Genomic DNA, 23,603 nt, shown 5'->3' with positions numbered 1-23,603 from the left:
CCTGCAGTAAGACACCCAACCCGGCCGACGGCTGAGCGAGTCGGTCACGCGAGGGCGGCGGGCGCACTGCGGCCGTGCCGAAGCGCCGCGGACTCGTTCTGCCGCAACCTCAGCCGTACGCCTTGTGGAGCAGTAGGCGCACGGTGGGGGCCGTCGTCCCGGTCCCCGCACAGGCCGTCCGGCCTTCTCCAGCGCGGTGTTGCCGGAGGCGGGGCGAGCGAAATGCCATAGGACACAGCAGATCGGCATGCCTCGTGGTCGTAGTGGCATGGAGCAGGTGACAGGCAGGGAAGCGAGGCTCTCCAGCAGCCGCACCGTGGAGGCGGCGGACTGTGAAGGAGCGATCTCATGGGCCGATACGATCTCGCCCTCATCGGGTTCGGCGGCGTCAATCGCGCGCTGGCCGAGCTCATATCCCAGAACGGGGAACGCCTGACGAAGGAGCTGGGTTTCGCCCTGCGGGTGGTGGCGATCACCGATCTGCGGGCCGGTTCCCTGGTGGACACCGACGGCATCGATCTGGCGCCGCTGCTGGCCGCCGAGCCCGGGGAGCTGAGCTTCGCGGGCCTTGCCGGAGGCAGCGCTGATCCGCGCAACGAGTGGGTGATCCGCGAGGTCCCGGCCGACATCGTCGCGGAGGCGACGTTCACCAACCCCGCCGACGGCGAGCCCGCCCTCTCCCATGTGCGCTGGGCCCTGGAATCGGGCAAGCACGTGTGCACCACCAACAAGGGGCCGGTCGCACTCGCCGGCCGCGCACTGAAGCAGTTGGCCGCCGAGCGTGGTGTCAGCTTCGAGTTCGAGGGCTCGGTACTCAGCGGCACCCCCGTCCTGCGCACCGCCGAGCGCATGTTCGGCGGCCTGGAGATCACCGGCGTCCAGGGCATCATGAACGGTACCTCGAACTACATCCTGGGCCGCCTCGAAGAGGGCATCGAGCTTTTGGCGGCCATCGCCGAAGCCCAGGACCTCGGGTACGCCGAAGCCGATCCCACCGCGGACATCGAGGGCCACGACGTCCAGCTCAAGGTCATGATCCTGGCCAACGAGGTCCTCGGCGCCGACCTGCGCCGCGAGGACGTCTTCTGCGAGGGCATCTCCGCGATCACCCCCGATGAAGTGCGGGACGCCGCCTCGAAGGGGCTGCGCTGGAAGCTGGTCGGCTCCGCCATTCGCCACGAGGACGGCAGCGTCGACGCCCGCGTCGCCCCGCTCGCCCTGCCCGCCCAGCACCCGCTCGCCGGGATCTCCGGCCCCCTCAACGCGGTCGCCTTCACCACCGACCTCCTCGGCACCGTCACGGTGTCCGGGCCGGGCGCCGGGCGCATCGAGACCGCCTACGCCCTGCTGTCGGACATCATCGCCATCCACCAGCGCCACGCCGACGACGACACCGCCCCCACCCGCCACGTTCTCCAGGAGACCCACCGTGTCTGACACCGCCGTGCCCCCCGGCATCGAACTGGGCGCCGACACGGCGCCCGTGCACAACCCCTACACCGGCGAGGTCATCGCCTCGGTCCCCACCCTCGACGCAGCAGCCGCCGGCGGCGTCCTGCAGCAGGCCAGGTGCGGGCGCCGTACCGCGGCCGCCCTGTCCCGCGCCGCCAGAGCCTCCGTCCTGGAACGCGCCGCCCACCTGATCGAGCGGCGCGCCGAGTCCTTCGCCCAGCTGATCGTCAGCGAGGCCGGCAAGACCATCACCCAGGCCCGCAAGGAAGTCGCCCGTGCGGTCAACACCCTGTCCCTGTCCGGAGCCGAGGCACGGCGCAACGCCGGCGAGGTCATCCCCTTCGACTCCTACGAGGGCTCGGAGAAACGGCAGGGTTGGTTCACCCGCGAACCACTGGGCATCATCGCGGCCATCACCCCGTTCAACGACCCCCTCAACCTGGTCGCCCACAAGCTCGGCCCGGCCGTCGCCGGCGGCAACGCCGTCATCCTCAAACCGTCGGCACTGACGCCGCTGTCCGCGCTGCGGCTGGTCGACACCCTCATCGAGGCCGGCCTGCCCGAGGAGATCGTCACCGTCGTCAACGGCGACGCCGGCATCGCCGCCGCGATCGTCGCCGCCCCCGACGTGCGCATGGTGTCCTTCACCGGCGGATTCGCCACCGGCGAGGCCATCTCCCGCACGGCCGGCCTGAAGAAACTCGCCATGGACCTGGGCGGCAACGCCCCGGTCATCGTCATGGACGACGCCGACCTGGACGAGGCCGTCGCCTCCTGCGTCTCCGGCGCGTTCTGGGCCGCCGGCCAGAACTGCATCGGCACCCAGCGGATCCTCATCGCCGCCGAGGTCTACGACCGCTTCCGCGACGCCTTCGTCGCCCGCACCAGACTGCTGCGCGTCGGCGACCCCCTCGACGAGCACACCGACGTCGGCCCCATGATCACCCCGGACGCAGCGGCCGCCACCCGGGCCAAGGTCGACACGGCGGTCGCCGAGGGCGCGAGGCTGCTGTGCGGCAACGACGCCAGCGGCTCCCTGTACGCGCCGGCCGTCCTGGAAGACGTCCCGGCGACCTGCTCGATCTGGCAGGAGGAGGTGTTCGCCCCGGTCGTCGTGCTGCAGCCGTTCACGTCCTTCGAGGACGCCATCGAGCAGGCCAACGCCATCGACTACAGCCTCCACGCGGGCATCTTCACCTCCCGCCTGGACCGCGCCCTGAACGCCGCCCGGCTGCTGGAAGCCGGCGGGATCATGATCAACGACTCCTCCGACTACCGCTTCGACGCCATGCCGTTCGGCGGATACAAGTACGGCAGCATGGGCCGCGAAGGCGTCCGCTTCGCCTTCGAGGAGATGACCCAACCCAAGGTCGTCTGCGTCAACCACATCAGCGAAGTGGTCCAATGACCGTCTCTGTACCGGTGGCGAACCCTTGGCACTGAACGGTAACCGGCGAGCACCTGCCGATGGGCTGCTCACCCCGTTGGCGTTGTATTCCGTGTATTCCGTTCTCCTCGTGGGCGGTTGACGACGCTGGACAGGGTGAGGGCGGTGACCGTGTCCCGTACGCCGGGCATCTTGGCGATGTCCTCCCAGATGCCCCGTACGCGTTCCAGTGAGGCTGCTTCCAGGCGCACCATGATGTCGAAGTCGCCGCTGAGGATCTCGCAGATGACGACCTCGGGGATGCGTTTGAGTGCGGCCAGGACGTCGCCGCCGCGCATGCGGTCCTGGCGGTGGACGAGTACGAGGGCAAAGACGGCATCGCCGGTGTCGTGGCCCGCGCGGACGATGGTGTAGCCGGCGATGTGGCCCTGGCGCTCCAGCCGTTCGATGCGCTGGCGCACCGCGTTGCGGGACAGCAGCACCTTGCCGGCCAGCTCGGAGTGCGAGATGCGGGCGTTGCGGGTCAGCTCGGCGATGATCTTCTCGTCGATGGTGTCCACAGCGGACCGTCTCCTTCGCGAATCGGTCGAGGTTGCAAACCCCCGCGGCAAGGCGTACTACCGCAGACCTTCCGGCGGCGCAGGCACGGCGACCGTCCGGATCGCCTGCTGTTCCGCGAGGGAGGAGTCTCCGGTGCGACCGGGTGCCGGAGGGCGAGGCCGTGGCGGCGGGCCTTCAGGAGGCCGCCGCTCCGGTCGAAGCGGGCCAGGCTGGTCGCGGAGCTTCTTGCGCTGCCCGGTCGCGGTGGCCGGCTTGCCGCCGGCCACCTTGACGGACGGTGCGGCGACACCGTGTCGGGCCGTGGCTCCACTCCAACCAGCGTTGGTGACGGCGCTTCGTTCCGCAGCCACCAGTCGATGTCCGTGTCGAAGCGCTTGTCGTAGTGGTTGGGCGCACCGGCGCGTGCGTCGCGCTCGCCCTCCGTGAGCTGAGGTCGGCCACCGGGGAGGAGGGCTCGGCGGGAAGGCCGGCTCACTGGGACGGGGGCGGTTGAGTGGGCGGGCACGAGGCACGTCAGTCGTGGGGGGTGGCAATGGCGGCGAGGTGCGTGCCGGGGCGCACGGTCAGCCCGTTCATGTTGTAGATGATCGTTCCGGTGGAGACGGCGGAGACCTTGAGTTCGGCGCCGTCGACGGGGTCGATGATGCGGCCGATGGTCTGTCCCTCGGTCACTTCGTCACCGGTGACCGCGTCCGGGTACCAGAGGCCTGAGGCCGGAGATTCGACCTCGCCCGTCCAGATCCAGTCGCGCGGCTGCACGGTCACCGGTGCGAGGTGCTGCGGCGCCTCGATGACGTCGAGGTGGTGCAGGATCCGGTACAGACCGTCGAGGAGCCTGCGTACGGTGGGTGGCTCCCGGTCGCCGAGTTGCCCGGTCTCGACGAGGATCGCGGGGACGTCCTGCCGGTTCGCGGCGGCGTGGCTGTTGCCGCCGTCCGCGCTGGTGCTGAAGATGACCCGCTCGTATCCGACCGCGTGGGCCATCGCCCTGTTCTTCGCGTCCAGTTCGTCGTCACCGGTCAGGCGGTAGCCGACGAAGTCGAGCAGACGCTGGTCGATGCCGCCGCTGTGCAGGTCCACGTAGGCGTCGGCACCATCGATCAGGTGCTCGAACAGCCAGGCCGCCATCCGGTCGGTGGGGCCGCCGTCCTTGTCGCCGGGGAAGACGCGGTTGATGTTCACGCCGTCCAGCGGGGAGATGTTGAGCCTGCCCCCGTACACGGCCGGGGGGTTGGCCACGGGGCAGATCACCACCTGGCCGGCGACATCGTCCGGCTCCAGCAGCCCGGCCAGGCGGGTGGCGACGTCGACGCCGACGAACTCGCCGCCGTGGACACCACCGGTGATCACGACCCGCGGGCCGGGACGGGAGCCGTTGACGAGGATCAGGGGAACCTCCGCCGTCGTGGTGCCCAGGCCGGCGGGCAGCACCCCGCGCTTCTTCTGGCCGGGCTCGGCCCGCAGCGCGCCGATGGTCAGGGTCATGTCTTACCTCGTTCGGACTCAGGCCGCGGTACGGCCGTTCGTGGTGATGAAGTCGATCGGCTGGGAGGTGCGGCCCTCCAGCGCGAGGTCCGCGGCGATGTCGCCCATGGCGGGCGAGATCTTGAAGCCCTGGCCGGAGAAGCCGGCCAGCAGGACGATGTCGTCGCAGCCCGGCAGAGGGCCGACCAGTGGGCGGGTGCTGCCGGTGTAGCCCTCCATGAAGACGGACAGGCGCACCGGGTCGGGGTTCAGGCCGGGCAGGTGGCGTCGCACCGCTGTGGTGAAGGCCTCCAGTTCCTCCGGCGCGACGGTCCGGTCCAGGCGGTTGGGGTCCTCCACGGGCTTGTGGTGGGACTGGGGCAGGCCCAGCTTGACGGCAAGGCCGTCCGGGGACGGGATGCCGTAGAAGGGGATGTCGCCGCAGCGGACGAAGGCGGGACGTTCCACGTCCGCCGGGTGGTCCTCGTGGGGCAGGAACCAGGCGCTGATCGCACGGTAGACGCTCACGTCCCACGGCAGGTCGGGCAGCAGATCGCCCACCCAGGGGCCGGGGGTGACGACCGCGGCGTCGAAGCGCTCGGTGTCGGTGTCGGTGCGGATCTGAACGCCTCCGCCGGCGACGGGAGTGACGTCCCGCACCGGGGTGTAGCGGCGGATCCGGGCGCCCAGCTCCTCGGCACGCCGGGCCGCGGTCTGGACTGTCAGCTCGGGGCGGACGAACCCCGCGTGGGAGTCGAGTACCACCAGGTCGCCGTCGTCGACGCGGAACTGCGGGAAACGCTTGGCCATCGCCTCGGTGTCGATCACCTCGTGGTCGAGGCCGTGTTCGGCGATGCCGTCCATGACGGTACGTATCTCGGGGTCGTCGGCCGGCCCCATGACCAGGGCTCCGATCAGTCGGCGCAGTTCCCGCCCGGTCTCCGCCTGCAACTGCTTCCAGAGGGCGTCGGCGTGCCGGACCAGCGGCACATAGCGGCCGTCGTGGGTCTGCACGCTGCGGAAGACGCGGGTCTCGCCGCCCGCGGCGCTGCGGTCGTGGCCGGGCGCGAACCGGTCGTAGCCGACGACCTCGGCGCCCCGGGCCGCCAGCCGCCAAGCGGCCTGGCTGCCCATCGTTCCCACTCCGACCACCGCGACGCGTTTCCTCGCAGCTGACACAGGACTGTCCTTTCGTACCGCCGGGCCGCAAGCTGAGTGGGCCCCGAGCGTGAGGATCCTTGGTGGCGACCCGGAGGGAACCGGACCTCAAGTCCCCAATACTCGTATTCGTATCGGGTCAAGGGGATCCAGCGGAGCCCCCGAACTCCGTTGTGCCACATAGTGGTATGGTGTGCTAGTATTTGGCACAGAGAATGACAGCCACTTAAAGGGGAGTCAAGAGGTCCGGCGGATGGCCTCACTTCATCCCGGAAGGTGAAGCGGTGACCGCTCCCCACGCACGGGGCGCTCCACGCCGCCTTGCTTCTGGGGTCCCGGGGAGCGGCTCTCACCACAGGCTCACTGTGGGGCTACTGAGGTTTTCGGCCGGGGGCGACGGTGATCTCGCTGGTGGGTGTATCGCGGTGTCATGAGGTATGCCGATGGGGGGGCTGACCGCGATGCAGCGGGCTCAGCGGGAGCAAGTGCGGTTTGAGGCCGCCGAGTTATTGGCTCAAGGTGTGACGCCGCCGCTGGTCGCGCGGCGGTTACGGGTCTCACGCAAGTCCGCCTACGCCTGGCATGCCCGCTGGCGGGAGGGTGGCGTGGAGGCGCTTCGGTCCGAGAGCCTGTCGGGGCAGCCCTCCCGGATGAAGCCCGGCTGGCGCAAGTGGCTGGCCACGGAGTTGGGGAAGGGGCCGGCCGCGCACGGCTGGGTGGAGGACCAGCGATGGACGCCGGACCGCATCGCCACGGTGATCGCCCGGCACTTCCATGTCCGCTTCAGCCCCGCGCAGACCTGGCGCATCCCGCACCGGATGGGCCTCACGATGCAGGCCCCGCAGCGTCGGGCCGCCGAACGCGACGAGGACGCCGTCGTCGCGTGGATCAAGGAGACGTGGCCACGGGCGGAGACAAGGGGCACTTGTACGCCAGCTGGCGGCGTCGTCGGGTGCGCACGTGGGGTCGTGGAGGCCAGGAGCAACCGGTGCGTAGTGCGCGTCCGCGACGACCGGGCCCGCCCTTCCCGCGACGCCTTGTGCGTCAGGCGTTTACAACCACGCCCCCCGGCGCTACCTTCCGCAACAGACGGGGTGGGAGCGCTCCCACAGTGACGGACCGGAACCCGTCGCCCCGGACCGTTCCCGCCCCGCGCATCCGCACGCACGCCCACACAAGGACCCGCACGGCCTGTGCCTGACGGAACGGACCTGACTGTCATGATCCTGACAAACCAGGGGGCGACCGGGACCACCCCGCCCCGCCGATTAACATTCCCCACCCGCGCCAGAGCCCTCTTCCTCGTCCTGGTCTCCCTGCTCGCGACCATCCCCGCGGTGGCCCTCGTCATGAGCACCGGCGGCGAGGCGGAGGCCCACGGCACCCCCATGAAGCCGGGCAGCCGTACCTTCCTGTGCTGGCAGGACGGCCTCACCGACACCGGTGAGATCAAGCCCGTCAACCCGGCCTGCAGGGCGGCCCAGCAGGTCAGCGGCACCACGCCGTTCTACAACTGGTTCTCGGTGCTGCGCTCCGACGGCGCCGGCCGCACCCGCGGCTTCGTGCCCGACGGCGAGCTCTGCAGCGGCGGCAACACCAACTTCACCGGCTTCAACGCCCCGCGCGACGACTGGCCGCTGACCCATCTCACCTCGGGCGCGACCGTCGACTTCTCCTACAACGCCTGGGCCGCGCACCCGGGTTGGTTCCACGTCTACATCACCAAGGACGGCTTCGACCCGAAGCAGACCCTCACCTGGGACGACATGGAGGAGCGGCCCTTCCTCTCGGTCGACCACCCGCCGCTCAACGGCTCCCCGGGCACGGTCGAGGCCAACTACTCCTGGTCGGGGCAGCTCCCGGCGAACAAGTCGGGCCGCCACATCATCTACATGGTCTGGCAGCGCTCGGACAGCGCGGAGACCTTCTACTCCTGTTCCGACATCGTCTTCGACGGCGGCAACGGCGAGGTCACCGGCATCAAGGAGCCCGGCAACCCGACCGACCCGGTGCCCGGCGAGTGCTCCGCCACCCGCCGCACGACGGGTACCTGGTCCGGCGGCTACCAGTCCGAGGTGACCGTCACCAACTCCGGCGACGTGCCGATGCTCGGCTGGATGGTCGACTGGACGCTTCCCGCGGGACAGAAGGTCGAGAGCCTGTGGAGCGGCAACGCGACCTACACCGGTCAGGACGTGATGGTCCACAACGCCGACTGGAACGGCTCCCTCGATCCGGGTGAGAGCACGACCTTCGGCTACGTCGTCTCCGGCTCCGGCGGCGACAGTACGAGCGGTCTGCCCTGCCGGGTGGGCTGAACCGCGGCTCGGGGCGGACCCGGTGGACGGTGGGTCGCCGTCCACCGGGTCCGCGAGCCGGACGGGCCCGAGGGGGGAAGTGGGACCGTCCGGATGGTGCGTGGCCGGGGGAGACCAGAGTGTCCGACAACGTTGTCGAATGGTCTGTGCATGACTCTATCGCCTCAACGGACAACGACGTCAACCCAGTTGGCCTGCCAGCCAGTCCAGTTGGCGGCGTACGTGCACCGCGTCGCCGCCCTCGTGGCCGTTGAACCGATAGGGGTGGATCTCCTTGCGCGGTTCGGCGTCCGACAGTTCCGCGTAGCGGTTGAAGGCGGCGTAGGCCCCGCTCGGCGGGCACACGGTGTCGCGCAGGCCGACGCCGAAGTGGGCCGGAGCGTGAGCGCGGCGGGCGAAGGAGATCCCCTCCAGGTAGGAGAGCGTGGTGTACGCGGCCCGCTCGGCGTCCCGGTGCACCGAGAGGTACGCGGCGATCTCGCCGTACGGCGAGGCGTCGGTGAGGTCGAGGGCGCGGCGGATGCCGCACAGGAACGGGGCGGTGGCCAGGAGCGCGGTGAGGCCGGGGACGAGTCCGGCGACGGCGAGCGCGAGTCCGCCGCCCTGGCTGTTGCCGACGGCCGCGACGCGGGTGCCGTCGACGCCGGGCAGGGCGCGGACCGCGTCGACCGCGCGTACCGCGTCCGTGATCAGCCGCCGGTAGTGGTGGTCCCAGGGTGAGAGCAGGCCGCGTACGGCGGGGCCGGGGCCACCCGGCGCCGTGGCGTGCGGGTCAGGGGTGGCGCCGCCGTTGCCGTACTGGTCGCCCTGGCCCCTGTTGTCCATCAGCAGATGCGCGTACCCGGCGTTCACCCAGGTCAGCCGCTCGTGCGGGAGGCCGCGGCCCCGGCCGTAGCCGGCGTACTCGACGACGGCCGGCAGGGGATCGCGCACCCCGGCCGGTCTGCTGAACCAGGCCCGCACCGGGTCGCCGGCAAAACCCCGGAAGGTCACGTCCCAGGTGTCGGTGAGCCGCAGCCCCGTCTCCACCGGTTCGCACGCCACCAACACCTCGTGCCGGTCCGCCTCCTTGAGCGTGTCGTGCCAGAACTCGTCGAAGTCGGCGGGCTCCTGGAGGTCGGGTCGGTAGTGCTCCAGGTCCGTCAACGGCAGGTCGAACGCGGGCAACATGGCCTCCGATTGTTGCGCTTCTCCAACAGAATGTTTCGTAACCTCCGGCTCGTCCCGGTCCCGACCTCCTCAACTGACCTTCCCTGTCAGTCCCATTGACAGCCATTACACCCGCCCCTAACCTCGCCGCAAAGTTGCCGGTACGACTCCGAAACTTTCGGTGCCACCGGGAGGCCACCTGCATGAGCACCTCCACCACCTCGGCTCCACCACCCGGCACAAAGGAGCCGCCGCCGACCAGGGCCCCATCCCGCCGCGGGCGACGGACGACACGCGTCGGCTGGCGCCGGGCGCTGCGCCGGGACTGGCAGCTGTACTCGCTCGCCGTGCTGCCGCTGCTGTTCTTCCTGGTCTTCCGCTATCTGCCGATGCTCGGCAACGTGATCGCCTTCCGGCGCTTCGAACCGGGCGGCTCGATCTTCGGCGAGCAGTGGGTGGGCCTGCGCTATGTCGAGATGTTCCTCAGCGACCCCACCTTCTGGCAGGTGTTCCGCAACACCCTGTGGCTCGGCGGACTCACGCTCGTCTTCTGCTTCCCGATCCCGATCGTGCTCGCCCTGCTGCTCAACGAGGTGCGCAGACGTTCGCTGAAACGGTTCGTGCAGTCGGTGTCGTATCTGCCGCACTTCCTGTCGATCGTCATCGTCGCGGGCATCACCCTGCAGATGCTCGCCACGGACGGCCCGATCAACCACGTCCTGGGCTGGTTCGGGCACGACCCGGTCCGGTTCATCCAGGAACCCGAGTGGTTCCGCACCATCTACGTCGGCTCCGAGATCTGGCAGACCGCCGGCTGGGGCACCATCCTCTACCTCGCCGCGCTCACCACCATCGACGAGGACCTCTACGAGGCCGCCCGCATCGACGGCGCCAACCGCTGGCAGCAGATCTGGCACGTCACCCTGCCCGGCATCCGCCCCACCATGATCACGCTGCTGATCCTCAATGTCGGCACCTTCCTGGCCGTCGGCTTCGAGAAGGTCCTGCTGCTGTACAACCCGCTGACCTATCCGAAGGCCGACGTGATCTCGACCTACCTCTACCGCGCGGGCGTCGAGTCCAACAGCTTCAGCTACGCCGCCGCCATCGGCCTGTTCGAGGCGATCATCGGCCTGGTGCTGATCACGTCGGCCAACCAGCTCTCACGCCGCACAGTGGGGACCAGCCTGTGGTGAAGCCGAGCCGCTCCTACCGCGTCTTCCAGGGCGTCAACGGCGTCGTCCTCACCCTGGTCGTCATCGTCACGCTGTACCCGTTCGTCAACATCATCGCCCGCTCGTTCAGCGCGGAGCGGCAGATCAGGGCCGGTGAGGTGACGCTGTGGCCCGAGGGCTTCAACCTCACCACGTACAAGATCGTGTTCCAGGACGCCATGTTCTGGCGGAACTACGGCAACACCGTGCTGTACACGGTGGTCGCCACCGCCGTCGCCATGATCCTGACCACCTGTTACGCCTACGTCCTGTCGAAGAAGCACCTCAAGGGACGCGGCGCCCTGGTCGGGGTCGCCGTGTTCACCATGTTCTTCACCGGCGGCCTGATCCCCAACTACGTCCTCGTCACCAGCCTCGGCCTGAAGAACAGCGTCTGGGCCATCGCGCTGCCCAACGCCATCAGCGTGTTCAACCTGCTGGTGATGAAGGCCTTCTTCGAGAGCCTGCCGACCGAACTGGAGGAGGCCGCGCAGATCGACGGACTGAGCACCTACGGCATCCTGCTGCGGATCGTGCTGCCGCTGTCCAAGGCGGTCGTCGCGACGATGGTGCTGTTCTACTCGGTGTCCTTCTGGAACTCCTGGTTCAGCGCCTTCCTCTACATGGACAGGTCCGAGCTGATGCCGGTCACCGTCTATCTGCGCAACCTCATCTCAGGCGCCACCACGGGCGGCAACGCGGGCGCCGCCGACGCCCAGCTCAGCCAGGTCGGCGCGAACATCCAGGCGGTCACGATCGTGCTGACCTCGCTGCCCATCCTCTGTGTCTATCCGTTCGTCCAGCGCTACTTCGTCTCGGGCGTGATGCTCGGCGCGGTCAAGGGCTGACGGTCCAGGGCTAACAAGGGAGTAACCGTGTCATCCGTGCACAACGCAGGCCAGCTGTCACGGCGTCAGATCCTCGCCGCCGCCGGTTTCATCGGACTCGCCACCCTCACCGGATGCGGCAGCGGCGACGACGGCGAGGACTCCAAGGACCTGTCGAAGAAGCGGAACGGCGCCATGAAGGACTACCGGGTCGGCCAGCAGTTCAAGGCGACCGAGGCGCTCTCCTTCTCGGTCCTGCACAGCAACAACCCGGTCTACCCGTTGAAGGACGGCTGGCTGTTCTGGAAGGAGCTCACCCGGCGCACCGGCGTCACCTTCGAGCCCGTCGCCGTCCCCCTGGTCGACTACGAGAAGAAGCGCAGCGTCCTGATCGGCTCGGGCGACGCCCCGTTCCTGATCCCCAAGACCTACCACCCCTCCGAGGTCGCGTTCGTGTCGTCGGGCGCGGTCCTCCCGGTCAGCGACTACACGCACCTCATGCCCAACTTCCGGGACAAGGTCGAGCGCTGGAAGCTGGAGCCGGAGCTCGACTCCATCCGGCAGTCCGACGGCAAGTTCTATCTGCTGCCCGGCCTGCACGAGAAGCCCAGATCCGGCTACTCGCTGGCGCTGCGCACCGACATCCTGGACCGCCTCGGACTGAGCCTTCCCACCACCTGGGACGAGGTGTACGAGGTCTTCAAGGCGATCAAGGAGGAGTACGCGGACCGCTACCCGTTCTCCGACCGCTGGAGCAAGAACACGCCCTACCCGGCCGCCGCCCTCTTCAGCTACCTCGGCCAGGCCTACGGCGTCCGCGCCGGATGGACGTACGACAACATCGACTGGGACGCGGACGCGGGGAAGTTCGTCTTCACCGGGGCGACCGACGCCTACCGGCAGCTGGTCGAGTACGTGCGCAAGCTGGTCGCCGAGAAGCTGGTGGACCCCGAGAGCTTCACCCAGACCGACGACGAGGCCGCGCAGAAACTGCTGGGCGAGAAGTCCTTCGCGATCAGCGCCAACCCGCAGGTCCTGGTGCAGGAGTACCGCTTCAACCTGGAGAAGCAGGTCAAGGGCGCCAAGATCGAGATGATCCCGGTGCCGCTCGGCCCCGCCGGCCCGGTGGTGCTGGGCGGCGTCCGGCTGGAGAACGGCGTCATGATCTCCAGCAAGGCCCTCAAGAGCGACAGCTTCGTCGCGATGATGCAGTTCGTGGACTGGCTGTGGTACTCCGACGAGGGCCAGCGGTTCGCGCGCTGGGGTGTCGAGGGCGTCACCTACACCCACTCCGGCGGCCAGTACCAGCCCAAGCCCGGCATCAGCCTCATGGGCTCCGACCCGGACGCCCCGAAGGACATGCAGAAGGACTACGGCTTCTACAACGGCGTCTTCGCCTACGGCGGCAGCTGGGAACTCGTCTCCTCCATGTTCAGCCCCGACGAGAAGAAGTTCCAGGACGCCATGTCCCAGCGCGAACAGACACCCATCGCCCCGGCCCACCCGCTCCAGTCCTTCGAGCAGGAACAGGCGTCCCTGTGGGAGACCCCGCTCAGGGACCACGTCACCCAGAACACCCTCAAGTTCGTCCTCGGCAAACGCCCCATGTCCGAATGGGACGCGTACGTCGCCGAGCTGAAGGCGAAGAACATGGAGAAGTTCGTCGACCTGCACAACACGGCGTACGAACGCTTCAAGAAGGACAACGGGTGAGCAGCGGCGCCCCCACGGCCGACTTCGGCGCGGGGGCCCTCTCCCGCGCCGCCGCCCTGATCCACACCCTGGTCACCGTCGAGGCCCTGCTGCTCCTCGCCGCCGCACCCGGACTCGCCGGCCTGCTCCTCGTCGGCCCCGACCCGGCCAACCTGCCCCTGGCCGCCGTATGCCTGCTGCCGCTCGGCCCAGCCCTGTCCGCCGCCCTGTACGCGCTGCACCACCGCAGCCGGGACCTCACCGAACTGCACCCGGCCCGGACCTACGCACGCGGCTGGCGCCTCAACGCCCTGCCCGCGCTCAAGCTCTGGACGCCGCTGCTCGCCTGGCTGACGGTCATCGCCTTCACCCTCACCCACTTCGCCGCCACCGGCCTGCCCGGCTGGTGGGCGGTCCTGCTCGGCGTGATCGGCGTCGGTTCCCTGCTGTGGGGCGCGCACGCCCTGCTCCTCACCTCGCTGTTCGCTTTCCGCACCCGCGACACCGCCCGCCTCGCCGCCTACTTCCTGGTCCGGCACGCCCGCACCACCCTCGCCGCCGCCTCCCTGCTCGTCCTGGTGGCCGCGTCGACCGCCCTGCTGACCGAGGCCCTGCCCGCTCTGCTGGCCGCCCCGCTGCTGCTCTCCCTGCTGCACAGCGGCCGCCCGGTGATCGCCGAGACCCAGGAGGACTTCACCGCATGACAGCGCCGCGCACCCCGAAGATCGCGTACGGCGGCGACTACAACCCCGAGCAGTGGCCGCAGCCGGTCCGGGACGAGGACCACCGTCTGTTCACGCGGGCCGGCATCGACACCCTCACGGTCGGCGTCTTCTCCTGGTCGATCACCCAACCCGCCCCCGGGGCCTACGACTTCACGGTCCTCGACCGCGTCCTGGACCGCGCCGCCGCCGAGCACCGCCAGGTCTGCCTGGCCACCGGCACCGCAGCCCTCCCGCCCTGGCTCGCCAAGCGCCACCCCGAGGTCAACCGCACCGACTTCGAGGGCCGCCGCCACCGCTACGGCCAGCGCCACAACTTCTGCCCCAGCGCACCGGCCTACCGCGACCACGCCACCGCCATGGCGGCCCGCCTCGCCGAACGCTACGCCGACCACCCGGCGTTACTGGCCTGGCACATCAACAACGAGTACGGCGGCGCCTGCTACTGCGACCTGTGCGCCGAGGCCTACCGGGAGTGGCTCCAGCGCCGGTACGGCACCCTCGACGCCCTCAACGACGCCTGGTGGTCGACCTTCTGGTCCCACCGCTTCACCGACTTCGGTGAGATCGAGCCCCCGAGCGCCCTCACCGAGCACTGGCGCGGCCCCGACCACACCGCCTTCCAGGGCATCACCCTCGACTACTTCCGCTTCACCACCGACGCCCTGCTCGGCTGCTTCCTCGCCGAGAAGGAGGTGATCCGCGCCCACGACCAGGACACGCCCGTCACCACCAACTTCATGGGCATGTTTCGCCCCCTCGACTACCACCGCTGGGCGCCCCACCTCGACTTCGCGTCCTGGGACAGCTATCCGCCCCTCGACGCCCCGCCGACCTGGCCCGCCCTCGCCCACGACCTGATGCGCGGTCTGAAGGACGGCGCCCCCTTCTGGCTGATGGAGCAGACGCCGTCCACCACGGCCTGCCGTGACGTCAACCCGCTCCGCCGGCCGGGGGAGCTGCGGCTGGCCACCTTCCAGGCCGTCGCCCACGGCGCCGACGCCGCTCTCTACTTCCAGATGCGCGCCTCCCGGGGCGCCTGCGAGAAGTACCACGGCGCAGTGATCGGCCACGCGGGCCGGGACGACACCCGGGTCTTCCGTGAAGTGGCCGAACTGGGACGGGAGTTGGAGGCCCTGGGCAGCGCGACGCTCGGCGCCCGCACCCCGGCCCGGGTCGCCCTGCTCTTCGACTGGGACAGCTGGTGGGCCCTGGAGATCTCCGACGGCCCGTCCCGACTGGTCCGGTACCAGGAGGTGGTCCACGCCTACTACCGGGCCGCCCGCGAGGCCGGCGCGGACGTGGACGTCGTCCCGGTCACGGCCGACCTCACGGCGTACGACGTGGTCCTCGCGCCGGTCCTGCACATGGTCAAGGGAGACCTGGCACAGCGCCTGGAAGCCGTCGCCGCATGCGGCGGAACCGTTCTGACGACCTTTCTCTCCGGCCGCGTCGACGAACACGACCGCGCCTTCCCCACCGACGTGCCCGGTCCGCTCGCCCCGCTCATGGGCGTCCGCGTCGACGAATGGGACGCCCGGCCACCGGAGGTCGTCCAGCCCGTCCAGCTGGGGCAGCCGACCTGCGAGGCCCGCCTGGTCTTCGAGATCGTCCTGCCCCGCGGCGCCGAGCCGGTCGGGACCTACGGCGCCGACTTCTACGCCGGCACCCCGGCCGTGACCCGCCACCGGTTCGGCGACGCGGGAGGCGAGGGCTGGTACGTCGCCACGGCCCTGGACCAGCCCGGCGTCGACTCGGTCGTCCGCCGCGTCCTGGCCCGCCACGACCTGCTCGGCCCCTACGCCGACCATCCCGCCCTGGAGACCGCGACCCGGGTCGCCCCCGACGGCGCCCGCCTCCACTTCCTCCTCAACCACGCCCCGGAACCGACCCACCTCACCGCCCACACCACCGCGACCGACCTGCTGACCGGCAAGCGGATCGAGGAGGGCGAGCCCCTGACCATCGACCCGCTCGGCACAGTGATCCTCCGCAGTCAGTAGATGCGGCGCCCATGTGCGTCGGGCACACCTGACTTACGGAAGAAGTAGCTGTTGACCTGATCGCGCCACTCGCGGGCACTGCGGAGCTGCTCCTCGAACCGCTCGGCCACCCGCGCGTGGCGCGCCGGGTCCACGAGTCCGGCCAGCGAGGCCCACACCGCGCGGGCCTCCTCCACCTCCTCCACGCCTTCGCAGTGCGTGTCGTACATGTGCTGGATCACCGTCTTCCCGCTGTGGAGCACATGGTCGTACGACACGTGGTGGAAGAACAGCAACAGCTCGTCGGGGCAGGTGGCGGGCGATTCGTACAGCTCGGCCCACCGCTTGGCGTACTGACCGGTGTACCCGGTGCCGGTCGCCACGCTCCGGTCGACGCCGATGCCGTCGCGGTCGGCGAAGTGGTAGGTGCCCCAGGGGCTGTACTCGTAGCCGTCCACGCTCGGCCCGTAGTGGTGACCGGGCTGCACCATCCAGCCGACGCCGAGCGGCGCGGTGTACTTCTCGTACGTCCGCCAGGACTGGGCCAGCACCGCGTAGAGGCCCGCCTCCAGCCGCGCGCTCTCCTCGGACCTCGTGGACGTGAAGGTCAGCCTGATCCACTCGTCCAGCAGCCCGTAGGGATTCGCGTCCGGCTGCCAGGCCAGTCGCCCGAAGGTGTAGAGGTTCGCCTGGGCCAGCGGATGCCCGGTCCAGAACGGGTCGTCACCGACGTTCGACACGGCGACGAGCCCGCCGCGCGCCAACTCGCCGACCGCCGACTCCCCGTCCGCCCGGAACCGCAGCACCTCGCTCCACATCGGCCCCAGCCAGCACACGTGCCGCTGCTGCCCGGTGTACTCCTGCGTGGCCTGCACCTCCACCGCGAGCCGGGTCCGCGGCATGGCACCGATGAGCGGCGAGACCGGCTCCCGCACCTGGAAGTCCATCGGCCCGTGCTTCACCTGGAGCACGGCGTTCCCGGCGAACTGCCCGTCCAGCGGCACGAAATGGTCGTACGCGGCACGCGCCCGGTCCGTCGTCCGGTCCCGCCAGTCCTGGCGGTGGTCGTACACGAAGGCCCGCCAGTGCACCGTGCCGCCGAACGGCTGCAGGGCGGCGGCCAGCATGTTCGCGCCGTCCGCGTGACTGCGGCCGTACGCGAACGGCCCCGGCTGGCCCTCGGAGTCGGCCTTGACGACGTACCCGCCGAAGTCGGGAATCGCCTCGTACACCCGCGAGGTCGACTCCGCCCACCAGTCGCGCACGCCCTCGTCCAGCGGATCGGCCGTCGGCAGCCCGCCCAGCACCATGGGCGCCGCGAAGGTCACCGACAGGTGGACGCGGATGCCGTACGGCCGCAACGCGTCCGCGACGGCGGCGACTTCGCCGATCCGGTTCGTGAGCAGACGGGCCTCGACCTCGTGCACATTGACGTTGTTCACGGCCATGGCATTGATCCCGCAGGCCGCGAGCAGCCTGCCGTACGCCCGCACCCGGCCCAGCAGCTCGCCGCGCGCCCGGCCGTCCGCCCAGAACAGCGACCCGCCGGCGTATCCGCGTTCCACCTGGCCCATCACCGGGTGCACGGCGACGTTGTCCCAGTGGTCCAGCATCCGCAGCGCGAGGGCCGGGCGGTGGGCCTGCTTCTGCCGGTCCTGGGAGAAGGCGCGCTCACCTAGCCGCACGAGATGGAACAGCCCGTACAGCAGCCCCGCCTGACCGTACGCGGTGACGTGCGTGACGCCGTCCTCGCGCCGGCAGGTGAACCCCTCGGAGCCGAGCCCCTCGGGGCCGGTCAGTTCGAGCACCAGGTCGTACGCCGTGCCGTCCGCACCCGCGGCACGCACCACCCGGCCCCCGAACCGCCGGCAGGCCTGCGCCACCTCCCCGTGCACCGTGTCCACCAACGGACCCGCACCACGGATCAGCGTCCGCCGGGTGCCGATCGGCCGGAACGCCCCGTCCGGCAGCCAGGCCGGATCGACACCCTGCATCAGAACCCCAACTCCCTTGCTCAGCCGAGCAGTTCGACTTCCGCCAGCACCGCCTCGCCGTCGAGCACCAGGCGGTACTTCCCGTACGTACCCGGCGACCCCACGGAGAACGCCCGTGTCTGCCGGTCCCAGGTGAAGGATTCCCCGGAGCGCTGGTCGAGGGTCCGCCAGGTCGTCCCGTCGTCCTTCGACCCCTGAAGGGTCCAGCCGGTCGGCGCCTTCGTCCGGTCCTTCGGCGAGGTCAGCGTGTACTGCACCGCCCTGGCACCGCCCTCGGACACCGGCAGCTCGACCGAGGTGACGCCCGCCTCCGTGCCCGAGGTGTCGTCGAACAGCGCCCCGTCACCCTTCAGCACGTCCGCACGCGGCGTCGGCACCTCGTCGTCCTGGGTGATGGAGACCGGCGCCGCGTTCCTGCCGGTGCCCCAGGACGAGGGCTTCGGCCCCATGTCGAACTCCAGGACCCCGCCCTTCGCGATCAGCGAGTGCGGCAGCGAAGTCGACCTCCACGGAACGCCGTTGACCCTCAGCCCCTGGACGTACACATGGCGAGCGCTGTTCTTCGGCGCCTTCACCACCAGCTTCCGGCCGTTCTCCAGCTGGACCGTCGCCTTGGTGAACAGGGGCGAGCCGATGGCGTACTCGCCGCTGCCCATCACCAGGGGATAGAAGCCCAGCGCGGAGAACAGGTACCAGGCCGACTGCTCGCCGTTGTCCTCGTCGCCGTGGTAGCCCTGCCCGATCTCGCTGCCGACGTACAGCCGCGACAGCACCTCACGGACGTTCTTCTGCGTCTTCCAGGGCTGACCCGCCGCGTTGTACATGTAGTTCGCGTGGTGGGCGACCTGGTTGGAGTGGCCGTACATGCCCATCCGGACGTCCCGCGCCTCCGTCATCTCGTGGATGACTCCGCCGTAGGAACCGACGAAGTCGGGCGAGGCCGTCTCCGGGGTGGCGAAGTACTCGTCGAGCTTGTCGGCGAGAGAGCCGCGGCCGCCGTAGAGGTTGGCCAGGCCCCGGCTGTCCTGGGGCGCCGTGAAGGCGTAGCCCCAGCCGTTGGTCTCCGTGTAGTCGTAGCCCCACACGCGCGGGTCGTACTTCGAGGACTCGACGCGCCACTCGCCCTTCGCGTCCCGGCCCTGGAAGAAGCCCGCCTCGGAGTCGAAGAGGTTGACGTAGTCCCGCGCGCGGTTCAGGAAGTACGCCGACTCCTCCTTGTACCGCTTGTCGCCGGTCTTCTTGTACAGGGCCTGGCCCATCCTCGCGATGCCGTAGTCGTTGAGGTAGCCCTCCAGCGCCCACGACAGGCCCTCGTGCGTCTCGGTACTGGTGTAGCCGAGGAAGGGCGAGGTCTCCATGCCCTTGCGGCCCACGCCGGACGACGGGGGCACCACGGTCGCGTTCTTCACGGCCGCGTCGTACGCCGACCTCGCGTCGAAGTCGACGCCCTTGACGTAGGCGTCCGCGAAGGCGACGTCCGAGGAGGTGCCGGTCATCAGGTCGGCGTAGCCGGGGGAGGACCAGCGGGAGGTCCAGCCGCCGTCCTTGTACTGCTGCACGAAGCCGTCGACCATCTCGCCCGCCTGGCTCGGTGTGAGCAGCGAGTACGCCGGCCAGGTGGTCCGGTAGGTGTCCCAGAAGCCGTTGTTGACGTACACCTTGCCGTCCACGATCTTCGCGCCGGTGTGCGTCGGGGTGTCCGGGCCCGGCATCGGCGAGAACGGGGACGCGTACCGGTCCTTCCCGTCGACCTTCTCGAAGCCCGAGTTCGGGTACAGGTACAGCCGGTACAGGCTGGAGTACAGCGTCGTCAGCTGGTCCGGCGTCGCGCCCTCCACCTCGACCTTGCCGAGCAGCCGGTCCCACTGGCGCTGGGCGCGCGACTTCACCGTCTCGAAGGAGGCGCCGTCGACCTCCTGGCGCAGGTTGTCCTTCGCCTGGTCGACGCTGATGAGGGAGGTGGCGAGGCGGAGCGTGACGGTCCGGTCGGCACCGGCGGCGAAGCGCAGGTGGCCCTTGACTCCGCTGGAGGAGCCGTCGGTGACGGGCTTGTCGAACTCGCCGTACACGAACAGCCGGGTCGCGCCCGTCGACAGCCCGGACTTCACGTCCGAGTAGCCGGTGAACGTCCCGCTGTCCTTGTCGAGCGTGAGCCCCGCCTGGTCCGTCACGTTGTCGAAGATCACGCCGGCGTCGTCACCCGGGTAGGTGAAGCGCAGCACCGCCGCGTGGTCGGTCGGCGCCATCTCCGCCTTGAGCCCGTTCTCGAACCGGACCCCGTAGTAGTACGGCCGCGCGGTCTCGTTCTCGTGCCGGAAGGCCAGCTCGCGTGCCTCACGCCCGCTGTCCGGGGTGCCGGAGGCGGCCGACGGCATCACCTGGAAGGTCTGCCGGTCACCCATCCAGGGGCTGGGCTCATGGCTGGCGCTGAACGCCTGGATCGTCGGCAGGTTGTCGGCGTTGTTGGCGCGGGCGTAGTCGTACAGCCAGCTCAGCGATCCCGCGTTCGTCACCGGCGTCCAGAAGTTGAAGCCGTGCGGCACGGCCGTCGCGGGGAAGTTGTTGCCGCGCGAGAAACCGCCGCTGGAGAGGGTGCCGCGGGTGGTGAGCGCGTAGTCCGACGGGTGCGCCTTCGGCTTCTTGGGCGCTACCGCCTTCAGCGCGATGTCGTCCAGCCAGCCCTGGAACTTCGCCGGGCCCTTGGGGGAGTCGTACGCCACGAGGATCCGGTCGACGGTCCGGCCGGCCGCGACCGACCCGATGCGCGAGGCGACGTGGTTCCACTGGTTGACGTACAGCACCTTCGCCGCGCCCTGCCCGCGCGGCGACAGCGGGAAGCCGTGCTGGTCGGTGGCGCCGAGGTCGCTCAGATAGGTGCCGTCGGTGAAGGCGAGGTCGACGGAGACGTTCGTGGCGTCGTAGTCGCGGTCGCCGTCCGCCATCGACGGGAAGATCCGGTAGGAAAGGCGGGTGTCGCGGCCGACGGCCACGTTCACGTCGTAGACCTTGTTGTACGAGTACGCCTTCCCGTCCGCCGTGTGCCGGCCGGCGTACCGCAGCGCCCGCTTGCCGGTGAAGCCGGCGCCCGCCTTCGCGGTCGGCGATCCGCTCGGGCCGCGGTCGACGAGGGAGAGCATGTCCTGCGGCACCGGGCCGTCGCCGCCGCCCGTGGAGAACTGGACGTCGGCCAGCTGGAGGATGCCGTCGGCGCCGTTGTTCCCGGTGACCTCCAGCCGGAAGTGCTGGTACTCGGCCGGCTCCGCGAGGTCGTACGTCTTCGTCTGGAACCGTTCGGCGAACGTCTCACCCGAGCGGCTGTCCAGGGTCTTCCAGTCCTTGCCGTCCGTGGAGCCCTTCAGGGTCCAGTCGCGGGGGTCACGTTCGGCGTAGTCGTTGGCCGAGGTGAGCGCGTACTTCGCTATTCCCACCGGTTTGTCCAGGTCGAACTCGACCCATCCGGTGGGCTCGAAGACCAGCCATTTGCTGCTCGACTCGCCGTCGGTGAGGTTCTCCTTCACCTCTCCGCCGCCGGTGTTCTCGCCGCTCGCCCGTACGTCCGTGACATGGTCGGTCACATTGCCCGGAATGCCACTGCTGTAGCCGCCGTCGACGCCCGAGGCTCGCTTGGCGCCGTCCGGCGCGGTGTCGACGGTGTTGAGCCAGTCGGGTGCGGGATCGTCCGCCTCGAACGAGGACGTGAAACCCAGGTCGGCCGCCGCGGGGGCGGCGGGCAGGGCGACCGCCGCGCCCTGTGAGCCCACGGTCAAAGCGAAGGCGGCCGCCGACACGACCGCCGGTCCACCCCATCTGTGCCGAGCTCTCTGCTGCATAAGCGGGTACCCTCCCTGCGCACGGGACAACGTTGTCAACATCGCTGCGCAAGGAACAGTTGTGGCTCAAGTGCTCTGTCGTGTCAAGGGTGTTGGATGTGCCATTCGAGGGCTATGACAGGGATTTTTCCGCCAAGGAACACACAGGCCGCTCATATTTCCGGCAGGTCTCAACTCGGAAAAGACCACCGGGGAACCTTGCATTCGATCTTGCTCCGTTGGCGGGAAGTGGACTATACCTGTCGGCGATTCACACGATTCGCACTTCCTGCACGACCCAGCCTGCACGACCAGCTCGACCCGACCGCGGTGCCGGGAGGATCCGGTTCACCGCCTGAGTCCTGGAGAAGGCGAGGACTTGAGCATGGGATCCACTTCCGCCGAGAACCCTGAGAACAACGGCTCCGCAGGTGTGGGGCGCCGCGACCTGATCAGGCGGTCCGCCGCGCTCGGTCTGATCTCCGTCCCGACCATGGCCTTCCTGTCGGCGTGTGCCACCGGCGGTGGCGGCGGCAGCGACGAGGAGAGCAAGGCGCCCGGCGGCGCGAAGTCCGCCACCAACCCGCTCGGGGTCAAGGAGGGCACCGCGCTGGAGGCGTTCATCTTCAAGGGCGGCCTGGGCGACCAGTACGCCAAGGACGCCGAGGCCGACTACAAGGCCAAGTACAAGGCCGAGGTCAAGCACACCGGCACCCAGCAGGTCGGCCCGAAGCTCACCCCGCGCTTCGCCGGCGGCAACCCGCCGGACGTCATCGACAACTCCGGCGCCGACCACCTCGACATGAACAAGCTGTCCACCCAGGGCCAGCTCCAGGACCTCAAGGCGCTGCTGGACGCGCCCTCGCTGGACGACGCGAGCAAGAAGATCTCGGACGTCATCCACCCGAGTACCATCGAGAAGGGCAAGCACGGCGACACCTTCGACGTGCTCTACTACGCCTTCACCATCTACGGCACCTGGTACTCGCAGAAGGCCCTCGACGACAACGGCTGGGAATACCCCAAGACCCTCGACGACATGGTCAAGCTCTGTGGCGAGATCAAGAAGAAGGGCATCGCGCCCTGGACATACGCCGGAAAGTATCCGTACTACGTCCATTTCAACCTGTTCGCCCAGATCGCCAAGATCGGCGGCATGGACGGCTGGATCGCCATCGACAACCTGGAGCCGAACGCCTGGACCAGCAACGACGCCGTCAAGCAGGTCGTCGAGCACTACGAGGAGCTGGCCGCCAAGAAGTACTTCCTCGCGGGCAGCCAGGGCCTGACGCACATTCAGTCGCAGACCGCCTGGAACAAGGGCAAGGCCGTCTTCATCCCCAACGGCTCCTGGGTGGAGAACGAGGCCGCCCCGACCACGCCCAAGGACTTCCAGATGTCCGTCGGGGCCCTCTTCGACGGCTCCAGCGGTGACAAGCTGCCGCACGGCACCCTGCGCGCCGAGCCCAGCGAGCCGTACATCGTCTCCGCCAAGGGCAAGAACCCGGCCGGCGGCATGGAGCTGCTGCGCATCATGCTCTCCAAGAAGCACGCGCAGAACTTCGCCACCAAGGTCAAGTCGCTCACCTGTGTGGTCGACGCCACCGAGGGCATGACTCTCTCGCCGGGCCTGGCGTCGGCGAGCAAGGCGTTCAAGGACGCCGGGGACAACATCATCAGCCTCCAGCTCCAGGAGTGGTACCCCTCGCTCACCGACGAGAAGATCGGCGGTCTCACCGGGCAGCTGCTCACCGGTGAGATGAGCGCGGCCGACTGGATCAAGAAGACGCAGGCATACGCCGACGCCGTGGCGAAGGACGACTCGGTGAAGAAGTTCAAGCGCGAGAAGTAAGCGTCCGGTCCGGCACAGCGGC

Annotated in this window: 16 protein-coding genes; 10 read left to right on the top strand and 6 right to left on the bottom strand. The window is 69.4% G+C overall.

What is annotated here, in order from left to right; all coding sequences use genetic code 11:
• Positions 1-348 precede the first annotated feature (348 nt).
• The gene (locus ACFZBP_RS04945; protein ID WP_391409993.1) at positions 349-1,437 is read left to right on the top strand and encodes a homoserine dehydrogenase; all 1,089 of its coding nucleotides are present in this window, start codon (positions 349-351) and stop codon (positions 1,435-1,437) included.
• A complete protein-coding gene (locus tag ACFZBP_RS04940) occupies positions 1,430-2,860 on the top strand; it encodes an aldehyde dehydrogenase family protein (RefSeq protein ID WP_391409991.1) in 1,431 nt (476 codons plus the stop codon). The genes ACFZBP_RS04945 and ACFZBP_RS04940 overlap by 8 nt, the downstream gene beginning before the upstream one ends.
• A 68-nt stretch (positions 2,861-2,928) precedes the next feature.
• On the opposite strand, the gene ACFZBP_RS04935 is transcribed toward ACFZBP_RS04940, so the two are convergent.
• The 3 genes from ACFZBP_RS04935 to solA all read right to left on the bottom strand — a co-directional run bounded on the left by ACFZBP_RS04935 (position 2,929) and on the right by solA (position 6,043).
• On the bottom strand, positions 2,929-3,399 hold the full coding sequence (locus ACFZBP_RS04935) for an AsnC family transcriptional regulator (protein WP_391409989.1): 471 nt from the start codon (positions 3,397-3,399) through the stop codon (positions 2,929-2,931).
• 514 nt (positions 3,400-3,913) lie between these two features.
• Positions 3,914-4,885: a succinylglutamate desuccinylase/aspartoacylase family protein gene (locus tag ACFZBP_RS04930; protein ID WP_391409986.1), complete on the bottom strand. Its 972-nt coding sequence runs from the start codon at positions 4,883-4,885 to the stop codon at positions 3,914-3,916.
• An 18-nt stretch (positions 4,886-4,903) separates the two neighbouring features.
• Positions 4,904-6,043, bottom strand: a complete 1,140-nt coding sequence (gene solA, locus ACFZBP_RS04925; RefSeq protein WP_391409984.1) for an N-methyl-L-tryptophan oxidase — start codon at positions 6,041-6,043, stop codon at positions 4,904-4,906.
• A 416-nt stretch (positions 6,044-6,459) separates the two neighbouring features.
• On the opposite strand from solA, the gene ACFZBP_RS04920 reads away from it, so the two are divergent.
• Positions 6,460-7,137, top strand: a complete 678-nt coding sequence (locus ACFZBP_RS04920; protein ID WP_391409982.1) for a winged helix-turn-helix domain-containing protein — start codon at positions 6,460-6,462, stop codon at positions 7,135-7,137.
• Between the two features lie 105 nt (positions 7,138-7,242).
• A complete protein-coding gene (locus ACFZBP_RS04915) occupies positions 7,243-8,340 on the top strand; it encodes a lytic polysaccharide monooxygenase (protein ID WP_391409980.1) in 1,098 nt (365 codons plus the stop codon).
• A gap of 180 nt (positions 8,341-8,520) precedes the next feature.
• Here ACFZBP_RS04915 and ACFZBP_RS04910 read toward each other — a convergent pair whose 3' ends face one another.
• Positions 8,521-9,507: an acetylxylan esterase gene (locus tag ACFZBP_RS04910; RefSeq protein WP_391410364.1), complete on the bottom strand. Its 987-nt coding sequence runs from the start codon at positions 9,505-9,507 to the stop codon at positions 8,521-8,523.
• A 185-nt stretch (positions 9,508-9,692) separates the two neighbouring features.
• Here ACFZBP_RS04910 and ACFZBP_RS04905 point away from each other — a divergent pair, with 185 nt between their 5' ends.
• From ACFZBP_RS04905 to ACFZBP_RS04885, 5 genes are read left to right on the top strand one after another with little or no spacing between them, the layout of a single operon-like run.
• Positions 9,693-10,685: an ABC transporter permease gene (locus ACFZBP_RS04905; RefSeq protein ID WP_383445760.1), complete on the top strand. Its 993-nt coding sequence runs from the start codon at positions 9,693-9,695 to the stop codon at positions 10,683-10,685.
• A complete protein-coding gene (locus ACFZBP_RS04900) occupies positions 10,679-11,551 on the top strand; it encodes a carbohydrate ABC transporter permease (protein WP_383445763.1) in 873 nt (290 codons plus the stop codon). Before ACFZBP_RS04905 ends, ACFZBP_RS04900 begins: the two co-directional genes overlap by 7 nt.
• A 36-nt stretch (positions 11,552-11,587) precedes the next feature.
• Positions 11,588-13,243: an extracellular solute-binding protein gene (locus tag ACFZBP_RS04895; protein ID WP_391409977.1), complete on the top strand. Its 1,656-nt coding sequence runs from the start codon at positions 11,588-11,590 to the stop codon at positions 13,241-13,243.
• A complete protein-coding gene (locus ACFZBP_RS04890; RefSeq protein ID WP_391409975.1) occupies positions 13,240-13,926 on the top strand; it encodes a hypothetical protein in 687 nt (228 codons plus the stop codon). The genes ACFZBP_RS04895 and ACFZBP_RS04890 overlap by 4 nt, the downstream gene beginning before the upstream one ends.
• Positions 13,923-15,947: a beta-galactosidase gene (locus ACFZBP_RS04885; protein ID WP_391409973.1), complete on the top strand. Its 2,025-nt coding sequence runs from the start codon at positions 13,923-13,925 to the stop codon at positions 15,945-15,947. Before ACFZBP_RS04890 ends, ACFZBP_RS04885 begins: the two co-directional genes overlap by 4 nt.
• Here ACFZBP_RS04885 and ACFZBP_RS04880 read toward each other — a convergent pair.
• Together ACFZBP_RS04880 and ACFZBP_RS04875 are read right to left on the bottom strand one after the other, a co-directional pair.
• A complete protein-coding gene (locus ACFZBP_RS04880) occupies positions 15,941-17,920 on the bottom strand; it encodes an alpha-glucuronidase (RefSeq protein ID WP_391409971.1) in 1,980 nt (659 codons plus the stop codon). The genes ACFZBP_RS04885 and ACFZBP_RS04880 overlap by 7 nt on opposite strands.
• Before the next feature lie 20 nt (positions 17,921-17,940).
• Positions 17,941-21,750: a GH92 family glycosyl hydrolase gene (locus tag ACFZBP_RS04875; protein ID WP_391409969.1), complete on the bottom strand. Its 3,810-nt coding sequence runs from the start codon at positions 21,748-21,750 to the stop codon at positions 17,941-17,943.
• Positions 21,751-22,114: 364 nt separating this feature from the next.
• On the opposite strand from ACFZBP_RS04875, the gene ngcE reads away from it, so the two are divergent.
• Positions 22,115-23,581 (top strand): N-acetylglucosamine/diacetylchitobiose ABC transporter substrate-binding protein, encoded by a 1,467-nt coding sequence (gene ngcE, locus ACFZBP_RS04870; RefSeq protein WP_391409967.1) that lies wholly within the window; start codon positions 22,115-22,117, stop codon positions 23,579-23,581.
• Positions 23,582-23,603 lie beyond the last annotated feature (22 nt).

Source organism: Streptomyces sp. NPDC008086 (genome assembly GCF_042957325.1).
Taxonomy (GTDB): Bacteria; Actinomycetota; Actinomycetes; order Streptomycetales; family Streptomycetaceae; genus Streptomyces.
The sequence above is the reverse complement of the archived record's forward strand: the minus strand, read 5'-3'. Positions and strand labels throughout refer to the sequence as shown.

What these genes read in the sequence shown, in the direction of transcription:
- ACFZBP_RS04920 (WP_391409982.1), top strand. Translation starts at nt 6,460, where the DNA reads ATGCCGATGGGGGGGCTGACCGCGATGCAGCGGGCTCAGCGGGAGCAA.
- ACFZBP_RS04880 (WP_391409971.1), bottom strand. Translation starts at nt 17,920, where the DNA reads ATGCAGGGTGTCGATCCGGCCTGGCTGCCGGACGGGGCGTTCCGGCCG.
- ACFZBP_RS04945 (WP_391409993.1), top strand. Translation starts at nt 349, where the DNA reads ATGGGCCGATACGATCTCGCCCTCATCGGGTTCGGCGGCGTCAATCGC.
- ACFZBP_RS04885 (WP_391409973.1), top strand. Translation starts at nt 13,923, where the DNA reads ATGACAGCGCCGCGCACCCCGAAGATCGCGTACGGCGGCGACTACAAC.
- ACFZBP_RS04930 (WP_391409986.1), bottom strand. Translation starts at nt 4,885, where the DNA reads ATGACCCTGACCATCGGCGCGCTGCGGGCCGAGCCCGGCCAGAAGAAG.
- ACFZBP_RS04905 (WP_383445760.1), top strand. Translation starts at nt 9,693, where the DNA reads ATGAGCACCTCCACCACCTCGGCTCCACCACCCGGCACAAAGGAGCCG.
- ngcE (WP_391409967.1), top strand. Translation starts at nt 22,115, where the DNA reads ATGGGATCCACTTCCGCCGAGAACCCTGAGAACAACGGCTCCGCAGGT.
- ACFZBP_RS04915 (WP_391409980.1), top strand. Translation starts at nt 7,243, where the DNA reads ATGATCCTGACAAACCAGGGGGCGACCGGGACCACCCCGCCCCGCCGA.
- ACFZBP_RS04875 (WP_391409969.1), bottom strand. Translation starts at nt 21,750, where the DNA reads ATGCAGCAGAGAGCTCGGCACAGATGGGGTGGACCGGCGGTCGTGTCG.